Origin of the sequence: Methanolobus bombayensis, assembly GCF_017873415.1 — an archaeon.
GTDB lineage: Archaea > Halobacteriota > Methanosarcinia > Methanosarcinales > Methanosarcinaceae > Methanolobus > Methanolobus bombayensis.
The window spans coordinates 60,699-73,453 of the sequence record NZ_JAGGKD010000007.1 but is presented as its reverse complement, the minus strand read 5'-3'; the positions used below and the strand labels follow the sequence as shown (position 1 = coordinate 73,453).

The window sequence follows — 12,755 nt, the reverse complement described above, 5'->3', positions numbered from 1 at the left end:
CACAGATAAATATGCATTCAAGTTGTCTGTGAATAAGCAATTCAAAGGTAATGATCTCATGCAGGACAAGCAAAAAACCATTGAAAGGATACTGAAATTAAAGGAAGAACGTAATGCAGTTATCCTTGCCCACAATTATGAACGAGGTGAAATACAGGACATTGCAGACTTTACAGGCGACTCGCTCGGCCTGAGCATACAGGCTACTGAGCAGGAAGCAGATGTAATTGTATTTTGCGGAGTGCATTTCATGGCAGAAAGTGCTACCATCCTCAGCCCGGAAAAAACAGTGCTTTTACCGGAGATCCATGCCGGGTGTCCTATGGCTTCAATGGTGACTACCAAAGCGCTTCGCGAGGAAAAGAAAAAGTACCCATATGCTGCAGTTGTATGTTATGTCAATTCTACAGCAGATGTGAAAGCTGAAAGCGATATCTGCTGTACATCTGCAAATGCTGTGGAAGTGGTGAACTCGCTTGAAGAAGAAGAAATACTATTCGTTCCGGACAAGAACCTGGCTGACTATGTATCAAGATTCACCGACAAAAGAATAATCCCATGGAACGGGTACTGTCCGACCCACAACCAGATACTTACCACTGATGCGCTAAGAGCAAAGGAAGAACATCCAGATGCAGAACTACTCGCACATCCGGAATGCAGAAGAGATGTCATTGATCTTGCAGATAAGGTGTTCAGCACAACAGGAATGGTAGAATATGCCAAGACCGACGGTGATGAATTCATCATTGCAACAGAGAGAGGGATTATCCACAGACTACAGAAAGATAACCCTGAAAAGAAGTTCTACGATGTCTCCGAATTTACTGTATGTCCTGAAATGAAAGCCATAGACCTTAATTCCCTATTGCTTTCACTTGAGAACATGCAGCATGTGATCACAGTTCCTGAAGACGTTAGTGCAAAAGCAAGGATCGCACTTGACAGAATGCTTGAAATCAAACGTAACAGGTAAGCTCTAAATGCAGACATATCTGAAACTTATGCGTTCAGGCAACTGCCTTATGGCAGCTATTGCCGCCCTTGTAGGAGTTTTTATTGCATATAATATAGTTTCAGCCAATATTCCATCAGATTCTGATATCATTACGTTTCCGGTTTTTGATTCATTAAAGGTGTTCCTTGTAGTATTCTTTGTTACGGGTGCAGGAAACGCCATTAACGACTATTTTGATATTGAGATAGACAGGATAAACAAACCTGAAAGACCAATCCCTTCCGGGAAGATAAGTCTGAAAACAGCACTATATTTCTCACTTGCACTTTTTGCTGCAGGAACCATAATTGCAGCATCCATCAACATAATATGCGGAGCCATTGCTCTGGTAAACTCACTGCTGCTCATATATTACGCTAGTACACTTAAAAGAACAGCACTCTTTGGAAATATTGCCGTAGGTTATCTTACAGGCTCAACTTTCCTTTTTGGAGGAGCTGTTTTTTTTGAGCATGGAGGGATTAACGGAGTATTTGTACTTTTTTTACTGTCAACCATGGCAACAATTGCCCGTGAGATAGTCAAGGATATAGAAGATATTGAAGGCGACAGGGAAGACGGAGCAAAAACACTTCCTATAGTTATCGGCCCTAAAAAGGCAGCATACTTAGCATCACTAATAGGACTTGTTGCAGTTCTGGCAAGTCCACTGCCATACATACAGGAACTGATGACAATCCGCTATCTGATACTGGTAACTGTTGCGGACATTCTCTTTGCAGTTGCTGTTTATGAGATACTCGGGAAGAACGAACCTGCACGTTCCTCAAAAATGTTTAAGCTGGCAATGGCATTTGCTCTTATTTCATTCATTGCCGGAGCATAAAAAAGGTTTAGCATTATTTTTCAGAATCTGGCTTTTTTACATTATCAGAATGTTTCAGGTATTCCTGCAATATCATGGGGAAAGTGTGAGCAGGTACGAATCTTACTCCAAGTTCCTCAGCCCATTTCTGAATTCCGAAATCACTTGCCACTACTGCAGCATCCAGTTCCTTTGCAAGTATCAGCACATCTATGTCAGGAGCACTGTCAAGAATACCGTAACGAAGAGCTGAGCGGTATTTGTTCCTGAACTTCCCGATGTGCCCGCCAATAACCCTTCTTTCAATATCAGAACTGATATCCTTCCTGTTATTTGCCTTTGATTCAGTAAGAAGACATTCGGTAGAAGCATCCCATATCGTCTCTTCGGCAATAACCATTCCTTTATTGATGCGTTCCCGCATGTGTGAAACATACTCATGGAAAACTTTGGATGGGATCTGCACATTATAACGGTCCGGAGCCTTTTTTACAAGCCATGTATCTATCTTTGCTATGACTTCACTATCACAGCCATTATTCTGGGCAAACTCATGTAACTCCTTATAGACAGAGGGAAAAGGCACGTAGCAACTTATACCAAGATTTAACCTTGAACTGGCTATAAGGTCGAGAACTTCCCTTATACCATCACACATACCATCCATTTCCAGTTTTTCTCTTACCTGGAGATCGGTCAATGCAGTTGTATCAAGAACAAAACGCTGTCTTAGCATGGAATTACCTTCATTTGTACCAGATGTCATGAGACATCTGTACATAATATTGTGTGCAGTATGGTTAAAGGATTTTTGGTAGTCATTTACACATTTATGAACAAAATTTATATAAAATATTTTACACTGATTTTGACGAAATTATTAAATACATGTTGTTTTTAAGTGAATAATATAAATAATATATTATATTAGACACTAGAGTTTACTGAATAGAAATTAAATCAATTCTGAAAATACCATTCAAAAATAGTTGGCAAGCTTTTCCACTATTTTCTTAGTGTGCAGTTAATTCTTAAAAACATATAGATATTGTGCATTAAAACTAAAAAAGTTTATTTTCAATTATAGAAACTATGCAACTAAAACTAATTGTTCAAAAAATAAAACTTACATATATATGTTGTGGCTTGCAATAAAAAGATGTCATATAAAAAAGCATCGACAGACGTACATAATATATGCAAAATATATAGTATGACTTATATATTTAAAAATCATTATTTATACTTTGTGTGACGGTGTTGCACTGTTCAAAAAGCTAAAAAAGGAATGAATATGGATTTTAAAAAAATGAATATAAGAAATAAACTTCTTTTATACATTGTTACCAGTGTCATTATATTGATGACCATTAGCACCTATGTGATTGTTGATAAGGTCACGGAACAGGAAACAACAATGGCCTTCTCTGAGGCTGAAAGCGTTGCCAGAAGCTATGCATACTATTACGATAGTGATATGCGATCCAACCAGATGCTGGCTCAAACCATGGCTACAACCATGGAGAACTATGATACAGGCAACAGAAATGAAGTTAATTCCATTCTGAAGAAGCTGCTGGAAGAAAATCAGGGGCTTCTGGGTACGTATGTTGCATATGAAGCTGATGCTTTTGACGGAAAAGATTCTGACTATGTAAATGATCAGGGACATGACCCTACTGGAAGATTTATTCCTTACTGGAGCAGAATCGGTGGTTCTGTTGCTCTTGATCCGCTTGCAGGTTACGAAACAGATGAATATTATCAGCTTCCTAAAACCCTGAAGCAGGATGTCATACTTGAGCCTTTCATGTATGACGGAGTTATGATGATAAGCTACGTTTCTCCAATAATCAAAGATGGGAATTTCGTGGGGATTGCGGGTGTTGACGTTTCCCTAGACTACATTGATGATGAGGTTTCAAAAGTCAGCATCTTTGATACCGGCTATGCATTCATGGTCAGTAATACAGGTTTATTTATGTCACATCCGACAGAGAAAAATTGGATCGGTAGCAAGACCCTTGCAGACCTTAATAACCCTGAAATAGATAAAATGGCAGAGGACATCGAAAAAGGAATTAGCGGGCATATTGCGGTAACAGACCCTACAACCGGAAAAGATGTTGTAATGGTATACAATCCTGTTGAGACTGCTGATTTTGCATTCGTCCTTACAGTGCCTGAAGAAGAAATGCTTGCAGGTGCCATGGAACTTAGAAACCAACTTATCGTGATCTCTATTATTGCAATTTTTGCAATGGCAGTAATAGCCTACCTGATCGCACGCTCGATCACAAAACCTATAGAGAATATCGTCGATGACTTTAAAAAGATATCAGACGACGCGCTTGAAGGAAAGATTGACAGAAAAGCAGAGACTAATGTAGGTATCGACTTCGAGGCGATACCAAGGGGACTCAATGAGATCATGCATACTATGAACAATATTATCACTGACATCAGCAAGAACTCAAATATCATTGCAAGCACTTCCGAACAGATGTCTGCTGCAATTGAAGAGGTCACTGCTACATCAGAAGACGTTTCAAAGACAATAACAGATATTGCCACAGGAGCAAACGAACAGTCAGCTAAAACTGATGACATTTCACGCGCAATGAACGATATGTCCCAGAATGTACAGGATATTGCCACAAATGCGCAGGTATCTGCTGAGATCGCAACTGAATCCAGTGATAAGACAAAGGATGTTGGAAACAGGTCTGAAGAACTGATGAGACAGATGGAAGAGATCCAGAAGAGTTCTATGGAATCTGTTGATGCTATCAAGGGGCTTGAATCAAAATCCAAGATGATAGGCGAGATTGTTAACCTTATTACCAATATTGCAGACCAGACAAACCTTCTTGCTCTTAATGCCGCAATTGAAGCTGCAAGAGCAGGAGAGCACGGCAAAGGATTTGCTGTTGTGGCTGATGAGGTCCGTAAGCTTGCGGAAGAATCAGGAAGTGCAGCAAACCAGATATCCGAACTTATCAATGAGATCCAGGTTGAAACTAATGTTGTTGTTGATTCAGTTGAAAAAGGAAACACCACTGTCCATGATGGTGTGGTTGCACTTGATGAAACTGTCAATGCCATGAGGGAGATTGTTGAAGGTTCCATCAAGGTTTCTGAAATGGTCCAGAACATTGCCGCTGCTGCACAGGAACAATCTGCCAGCATTGAGGAGATAACTGCTTCTATTGAGGATGTTACATCCATATCCCAGGAGACAGCAGCAGGAACCGAGCAGACATCCGCATCTGTGGAACAGCAGAATGCTTCCATGCACGAGCTGGCCCAGAGCTCACAGGAACTTGCAGGTATGGCAGTTACTATGCAGGAAATGGTCAGCAAGTTCGTACTTGCCAGCGAAGAAAATGTGATGCATGAAGATGCACCAAAATTAGAAGGAAAAAAGAAGGGACTCTGATTGTCCCTCTTTTTCGTTTTTTGATATTATAAATGAATATAGCTTTTTTCTTATTGATTACTTATTGATACGCCCTTTCATCAATATCCTGTTCTTCCTCGTTAGCCGCGTACATTGCAAATGATTCAGCAGCCTGCTCGTAGAAATTCATGGCACTGCGTGATGTTGTTGGTTTCACACGGCTTTTGGCTTTGAGGAAGTGATCATAAGTAATCTTGATTCCTTCTGCTTTTTTAAGAGCTTCTTCCTGACTGAGACCCGGAGTTATCACTTCTCGCAGGGCCAGCATTGAAGCTTCACGACAGATGGATTCAAGATCAGCACCAACATAGCCTTCGGTCATCTCTGCAAGTTCATCAACGTTCACATCTTTTGCCAGTGGCTTGTCGGCAAGATGGATATTGAATATCTTTTCACGGCCCTGTTTGTCAGGAGGACGGACGTAGATCAGGCGGTCGAATCTTCCCGGGCGCAAGAGTGCCGGGTCTACAATATCAGGACGGTTAGTAGCTGCGACTATCACCACATCCTTGAGTTCCTCAACGCCATCTATCTCGGTGAGAATCTGGCTTACAACACGCTCTGTTGCGTGGGCATCTACGCTTGAACCACGTTCTGATGCCATGGAATCTATTTCATCGAAGAATACTATGGTTGGTGCTGCCTGCCTTGCCTTGCGGAAAGTCTCACGCACGGCTCTTTCGGATTCTCCAACGTAGCGGCTGAGAAGTTCCGGTCCCTTAATGCTGATGAAGTTTGCCTCACTTTCTGTTGCAACAGCTTTGGCAAGCATGGTCTTTCCGGTTCCCGGTGGACCAAAGAGCATGATTCCTCTTGGCGGTTTGGTGTTCACGGTTTCAAAAAGGGAAGGATATTTCAGAGGCCATTCAACTGCTTCTGCAAGTTCCTGTTTTGCTCCTTCGAGACCACCTATATCATCCCAGCTTACCTGCGGTACTTCCACGAAAACCTCACGCATGGCCGAAGGCTCGATATTCTTCAGGGCTTCATCAAAGTCCTTTCTGGTGACTTCCAGCTTTTCCATGAACTCCGGCGGGATTTCGTCTTCAACGTCATCGATCTTAAGTTCAGGGAGTAATCTCCTGAGGGCGTGCATTGCAGCCTCTTTACAAAGAGATGAGAGGTCAGCACCTACAAAACCGTGCGTTACTGCTGCTATTTCCTTTAGCTCGAGGTCATTTTCAAGTGGCATTCCTCTTGTGTGAACGTAGAGGATTTGCAGCCTTCCGTCATAATCAGGAATACCGACCTCTATCTCACGGTCGAATCTTCCTCCACGGCGAAGAGCTTCATCAATGGAATTGGGACGGTTGGTGGCGGCTATGACTATGACCTTGCCTCTGGAAGCCAGACCATCCATGAGTGAAAGTAATTGAGCAACTACCCTGCGTTCCATTTCCCCGACTACCTCATCACGTTTGGGAGCAATGGAATCTATCTCGTCAACGAAAATGATGGTGGGTGCATTACGCTGGGCTTCCTCGAATATCTCACGGAGCTTCTGTTCGCTTTCACCGTAGTATTTGGAAACTATCTCAGGTCCGCTGACGGATATGAAATTGGCATCGGTCTCACTGGCAACAGCCCTTGCTATCAGGGTTTTTCCGGTTCCCGGGGGTCCGAAGAGCAAGACCCCTTTTGGAGGGTCGATGCCCAGTTTGTTGAATAGTTCCGGGTGCTTCAGAGGTAGTTCTATCATCTCACGCACAAGTCCGAGTTCACGCCGCAGACCTCCGATATCCTCATACGTGACCTGACCTGCAGCTGTTTCTGCTATGGCGGCCTTCTCACGCAGATTTATCCGGGTGTTGCGGGTCACTACCACCGGACCTGATGGCTTGGTGGCGAGTACTACAAAAGAGATAGGATTGTTCACTGTCTCGACACGGATGCTCTGTCCCTTTGCAACCGGACGGCCTTCCAGTATCCTGAGTATGAAACGTGCTCCACCTACAAGATGAGTTTCCCTTGTTGGAGCAAGTGTTAATGATTCTGCTTCAACGACCTGCACTTTTTTGAGTGTCACTGAATCATCGATACCAACTTTGGCATTATTACGCAGGTTACCGTCTATGCGTACAAGGTCCTTGCCTGCATCTTCAAGATAACCCGGCCAGACTATTGCATAGCATTTCTCCTTGCTCTTGATCTCGATTATATCGCCACTTATGGCACCGATCTTTTGCATGAGAGTCTTATCGAGCCTGGCAATTCCCCTGCCTGCATCTCTTGGATAAGCCTGACCTACTTTTACAGTTATTTCATCTGTCAAGCCATATCACCACAGGACTGTTTTTGAATACGGTATCGACGGTCATCATCAATAATATATTCAGCAGAAGTATGATTTAACGTTTCTGGGGTTTTGGGAGGAGTAACAGATGAGATATTTAGGTGTTTGCGGTACGTATATTGATATTTAATCAATCAAGTGTTTCAAAATATATTAATAAAAATAAAAAGAGTAAAGCTTTTTTACGAAAATTAACGCACTAATTATAATTAGTACTAAATAAATATCACATACAATATAAATATAGAAAAAGATAGATATATATGAATGGTTGCGATAGCAAACAATGGTTAACTTTTAAACCGATTGTGCATATTGTAAATACGGTTGAAGTTCAAAAATGTACAAATAAGCTTGTAGCATCCAAAATAAAGGAAAAAATATACATGAAATTTATAGATGAAGTTAATATCAAGAATTACAAAGGATTTAGTGAAATGTCACTATCATGTAATTCAATAAATATTATAGTTGGTCCTAATAATACAGGGAAATCATCAATACTAGAATCTATTTGGATGGGCTTATCTTCATTAAACAACTACAAAGACTCTATTGATAATCAATTTACTGAAATAATTGGTAATGAGGATTACAGATACTTAGTCCACAACAACGAAGAAAAAATTCGACCTGAAATTTCATTAATTCTGAGTACGCAAGAAAATAGAAAAATATACCTAGATTATTCAGAAAGTGGACTTCCTAATGGAGAAAATGAAAAATATATATTCATGGATTATGACGATTCTGTTTCATACTCAAGAGCTTCCCCAATTAGATACCGGGCACCAAGTGAAGCAAGAAGAAGCCCATATAGGAAACTTACAGAGACATTATCTGAATTTATAGAAATTAAAGAGAGAGATAATAGAGAGTTACCGGAAAATGATTTTAATAAGCTATTAAATCTCCTAACAGAAATATCTTCAGATATGGAAAATGAAATCCAGTTTCTTAAACAACGTTTGCTAGACTCTGAAAAAATGTTTGTTTATCCAGAAATATACTCGGAAAATAGTTCATTCAAATTAATGGAAAGATCATTTTACGTAATAGATGACAAAGGAGAAAGGGACTCTATAATACCTTTTTTAATTAATAAATCTAGTCGTCCTGATGGTGCATTATATAACAAAGCATTCGAATCAAAAAAAGTAATTGATGTAATAGAGTATCTTAAAAAGAGAATTCATTATTTTGAAGATATTAGAGAAAAGGATGGACGCTTATATGTATTTTTGAAAGATATAGATGAACCATTGCCACTTTCATCAATGGGAGATGGTTTTAATTCCCTTCTAATTAATTCATTCATAACTACATTGATTGAGAAAGGAGTAGTACTATTTGAAGAACCTGAAATTTCAATGCATCCAGGTTATTTGGGAGTTTTTGCAAAGGAAATAGTTGACAATTCCAAAAACCATCAAATATTTCTTTCGACGCACAGTATGGAACTGATAAAATATATATTAGATTCAGCTGAAAAGTCCAATATATTGGATGAAATCAATATCGTAAAACTTAGCCGTTTTAGCAATGGATTCATTGAAAGAGAAATTATAAATGGAACATATGCAAAAGAAGAGATTGAAGAAATTAACACAGATTTGAGAGGGTTCTGATTTTTTTCAGAGAAGGGCAGGCCATGATACAATCAATCTTATGTGAAGGACTACATGATATCTGGTTTTTTGATGAACTATCACAAAAACAAGGATTGAAGCCACGTAAAGTTCATAGAGATTTGTCCAAGTTTCAAGAATTAGTCGGGAAGTGTTCAAGATACATAATGGAACAAGAAGATAATCCATTAATAATACTTGGAGATGATGGAAGAGAAGGAGTTTTTGGAACCTATTTAAAAAGAGCTGTTAAAGAACTGGTTGGCAAGCATCCGGAAAATATTACAATTATAGTGGTTGTGGATGATGACCATAGACCCCTTGAAAAGCATATGGATAACATTCAAAAAACATTGGATGAACTTAAATCTAGCAGTAGCTACTTGAGAACAGTTGGAATTGCCGTGGAAAATAATGTTTTTACAATTAGTCATCCAAAGAATCAGTACAATGTTAATGTTGAGATATATACTATTCCAGATAGTTTAGAAAGGTTAACATTGGATTATTGCTATTCTGAGAAAAAATTAAAGAAAAGAGAAAAAGGAAACATACAAGAAGAAGTTAGATCTGTTGCAACCAAGTATTATGATGGAAATAAAGAAGAAATGTTTAGAAATTATGCCATTGAATGCCATCTACAAAATGAAGAATGGGCAAAAACAATAATTACTCGGATATGTTCTTGATTATGTTTACTTTTTTGTGCGTCAAGTCAAAATCAAACCGATGAGAACTTCAAAACGAGAATAATAATACCTAGCAATGAAAATAAAAACGTATCTCTAGATTATTCGTTTTATTGATTCTTGGTAACTAATAGTGACTTTTATTAATTTTATTGGCAGGATAGATTATTAAAAGCACCAAAAAAATACTAAAACAATATAGTATAAAAATAAGAAGTAACCGAAGTTACATCTCATTCCTTAGCTTCTCGACAAGTTCTGCCTTAATGACGGATGACCTGTCGCCGCCGCAGACCATGCCGCGAACACCGATGATGTCAGGGTCGATGCGCCTGAGTGCAGGGAGGTCCTCGAACTTGAGGGTTCCGGCAAGTGCGGAAAGAAGTCCTTCCTTGCGGATAGCAGTTGTGAACTTTGTAAGCTCTTCCTCGTCCATGAACTCAAAGGTTGAGCGGCCGTCCTTGATACCTGTGTCGACCATCACAACATCAACGCCTGCCTTTGCGCCGATAGCCGGAAGAAGCTGTGGGTTGATTGAATTGATACGCTCATAGTCAGAATAACCTGATGCAACAACCTTCTTCTCAGCATCGTAGCTCTTTACTGACTTTGTGATATTAGTGAGCATTTCAAGTGCCTGTTCCTCGGTCTGGACATCAAAAAGACCGACCTTGATATAATCTGCACCTGCAACTGCCGCACCAAGTGCCGCAAGGGATGCAGTTCCCGGCTTGAAATTGAAATCACCTATTGTCGCGCTTATTGGTTTTCCGGCATTAATGGACTCTTTCACAGAGCTAATAATCCACGGGAAGTTTGCACCAAGTGAACCTTCTTTAGGATTCTTCACATCAACAATGTCAGCACCACCTTCGTATGCTGCAATTGCCTCTTCAGGGTTGATAGGACTGATAAGTAATTTCATAGTATTAACCTCTTTTTTATAGCATGACAGATGTATCAATTATATATGTTTCGTATCATCTTCGTTCTCGATATATTCAACCGGACAATAGTCCATGCACAGGGCGGTGATCGTAGGGAATACAAGCCCATTCACTTCTCAAGTAACATATGCAATACATCAGATGCAGTAAAAATCGTGGAAACCGCAAAGCCAGCAGAGGTCTACATCGCAGACCTCAACCTGCTTGAGAGAATCGGCAAGAGGGAAAAGAACTTCGACATCATACAGGCCGTTGCAGAATCAGCAAAAGTAATGCTCGACCCGGGCATAACATTACCCTCAGAAACCGAAGACGTAATGGAGATCGTGCAGACCGTTATCCTCGGAACCGAGACCGCATCACTTGAAACAATAAAAGAGGTTGTCTCCCTCTACCCCGGAAGGGTAAGCGTCAGTATCGACAAGAAACACGGCAAGATACTCACCAACGACCCCGAAATGCCCGACGATCCGCTTAAGATAGTAGAGCTCCTCAACGACTACGATCTGGATGACATCATAATCCTTGATCTTGACAGAGTGGGCACATCAAGCGGCGTGGATTCACAATTCTTAAGTAAAATTGTTTCTATCTCAAAACACAATGTACTTCTGGGTGGCGGTGTAAGCAACGTGGAAGACATTAAGACTCTGGATGATATCGGAATTAAGGGCGCACTTGTGGCAACAGCACTGCATAACGGCTCGATACCACTTGAAATGGTAAGGCAAGTTTCAGATTAATCTTGCAGAGTAATATTATATACAAATAAAAATAATGTGAACAAAGTTGAATTTGCATTATTGAATTCATACTTAAATTATCGGTGTAATCATGGCAGACAAAGATGAAAACGTGGAAATCGGCGAGAACTATGGAGAAATTAAGATGGGAGCAGGCTGGTACCTGACCATCACACTTGCAACAAGCGAGAGATACGAGAACGAATACATAGAGATCGCAAAGGAAAGAGGCGGACAGAAGAAATCACGTTTCAACCTCAACCCTAAATACACAAGAACTCTTGGAGAAGCCCTCATCAAATTCGCAGATGAGAACGAACTTGAGTAAACGATAACGTTTACTTCTTTTTTTACATTTTTACTTCATTGAGCTACTTTACCAGAACTGGTTTCTACCGAGTTCCAACCAGAGAGAATATAGCATCCAGAACATCCTTCTCAATTTCATCCACTGGTCTGTCAGTGTTGATAATAACAAAACTCTCAGGATCTGCTTCTGCAAGTTTCAGGTAATTTGCCCTTACTTCCTCAAGGAAGTCAATTTTCTCGAATTTGGTCTGCTCACCACGGTTGCCACATCGCTCAACTGATATCTCCGGGTCAATATCAAAAAGAACTGTCAGGTCAGGATCAACTGTCCATCCGTGGTGTATCTGCTGTATCCATTCCATCGGCTCAGGGAACTTACCTTTAAGAGTCACAGCCTGATACGCATAACGACTTCCTGAGTATCTGTCAGAGATTACATTCTGGCCACTTTCAAGTGCAGGCATAATGAGTTTAGAAATATGTTCCGCGTGGTCTGCAGTGAAAAGCAAAAGCTCTGCAAGGTCATCAGTATCCGAATGAATTGCACGGTTTACAGCATCACCGATCCAGCCGGTGGTTGGTTCCCTTGTGAAAACAAAATCCTTGAAATCAGGATTTGAGCGCAGAAGCTCTGTAATTGTGGACTTACCGGAACCGTCGATACCTTCCAGAGTAATGAGTTTACCTTTCATTGACATCAACAATGAAAGCAAAGGAATACTATTTAGAATTTATTCCAGTGGATTGAGATTGGACTAAATTCAGGTCCTTATAACATCCTCACTGCCACACTGTGGACATCTAACAGGAAAAAGAGTAGGGTCTTCCATAAATAAGAACTCGCAAGTGTTGCACCTGAAATA

At 40.4% G+C, this 12,755-nt stretch carries 11 protein-coding genes; 7 read left to right on the top strand and 4 right to left on the bottom strand.

All coding sequences use genetic code 11. The features are described 5' to 3' along the window. The first annotated feature begins 28 nt into the window (after positions 1–28). Both nadA and J2746_RS09890 read left to right on the top strand, forming a co-directional pair. On the top strand, positions 29–976 hold the full coding sequence (nadA, locus tag J2746_RS09895) for a quinolinate synthase NadA (RefSeq protein WP_342451833.1): 948 nt from the start codon (positions 29–31) through the stop codon (positions 974–976). A 7-nt stretch (positions 977–983) separates the two neighbouring features. After that, positions 984–1,844 (top strand): geranylgeranylglycerol-phosphate geranylgeranyltransferase, encoded by an 861-nt coding sequence (locus J2746_RS09890; RefSeq protein WP_209619980.1) that lies wholly within the window; start codon positions 984–986, stop codon positions 1,842–1,844. Between the two features lie 13 nt (positions 1,845–1,857). On the opposite strand, the gene J2746_RS09885 is transcribed toward J2746_RS09890, so the two are convergent. Beyond that, positions 1,858–2,559 (bottom strand): RNA ligase partner protein, encoded by a 702-nt coding sequence (locus tag J2746_RS09885; protein WP_209620169.1) that lies wholly within the window; start codon positions 2,557–2,559, stop codon positions 1,858–1,860. Between the two features lie 573 nt (positions 2,560–3,132). On the opposite strand from J2746_RS09885, the gene J2746_RS09880 reads away from it, so the two are divergent. Further along, positions 3,133–5,262: a methyl-accepting chemotaxis protein gene (locus tag J2746_RS09880; RefSeq protein ID WP_209619978.1), complete on the top strand. Its 2,130-nt coding sequence runs from the start codon at positions 3,133–3,135 to the stop codon at positions 5,260–5,262. Positions 5,263–5,323: 61 nt separating this feature from the next. Here J2746_RS09880 and J2746_RS09875 read toward each other — a convergent pair whose 3' ends face one another. After that, on the bottom strand, positions 5,324–7,555 hold the full coding sequence (locus J2746_RS09875) for a CDC48 family AAA ATPase (protein ID WP_209619968.1): 2,232 nt from the start codon (positions 7,553–7,555) through the stop codon (positions 5,324–5,326). Positions 7,556–7,839: 284 nt separating this feature from the next. On the opposite strand from J2746_RS09875, the gene J2746_RS09870 reads away from it, so the two are divergent. Together J2746_RS09870 and J2746_RS09865 are read left to right on the top strand one after the other, a co-directional pair. Beyond that, complete coding sequence (locus J2746_RS09870) at positions 7,840–9,204, top strand: AAA family ATPase (protein WP_209619967.1); 1,365 nt, start codon at positions 7,840–7,842, stop codon at positions 9,202–9,204. A 23-nt stretch (positions 9,205–9,227) separates the two neighbouring features. Beyond that, on the top strand, positions 9,228–9,893 hold the full coding sequence (locus tag J2746_RS09865) for a hypothetical protein (protein ID WP_209619965.1): 666 nt from the start codon (positions 9,228–9,230) through the stop codon (positions 9,891–9,893). A 226-nt stretch (positions 9,894–10,119) separates the two neighbouring features. On the opposite strand, the gene J2746_RS09860 is transcribed toward J2746_RS09865, so the two are convergent. Continuing rightward, positions 10,120–10,818, bottom strand: a complete 699-nt coding sequence (locus tag J2746_RS09860) for a (5-formylfuran-3-yl)methyl phosphate synthase (protein WP_209619963.1) — start codon at positions 10,816–10,818, stop codon at positions 10,120–10,122. Positions 10,819–10,863: 45 nt separating this feature from the next. Between J2746_RS09860 and J2746_RS09855 the strand changes: the two genes are divergently transcribed. After that, positions 10,864–11,583 (top strand): HisA/HisF-related TIM barrel protein, encoded by a 720-nt coding sequence (locus J2746_RS09855; RefSeq protein ID WP_209619961.1) that lies wholly within the window; start codon positions 10,864–10,866, stop codon positions 11,581–11,583. Between the two features lie 91 nt (positions 11,584–11,674). Continuing rightward, the gene (locus J2746_RS09850) at positions 11,675–11,911 is read left to right on the top strand and encodes a hypothetical protein (protein WP_209619959.1); all 237 of its coding nucleotides are present in this window, start codon (positions 11,675–11,677) and stop codon (positions 11,909–11,911) included. A 64-nt stretch (positions 11,912–11,975) separates the two neighbouring features. Here the strand turns inward: J2746_RS09850 and tmk are convergent, their stop codons facing one another. Next, positions 11,976–12,584 carry a dTMP kinase gene (tmk, locus tag J2746_RS09845; RefSeq protein ID WP_209620162.1) on the bottom strand — a complete coding sequence of 203 codons (609 nt, stop codon included), beginning with the start codon at positions 12,582–12,584 and terminating at the stop codon, positions 11,976–11,978. Between the last annotated feature and the right edge of the window lie 171 nt (positions 12,585–12,755).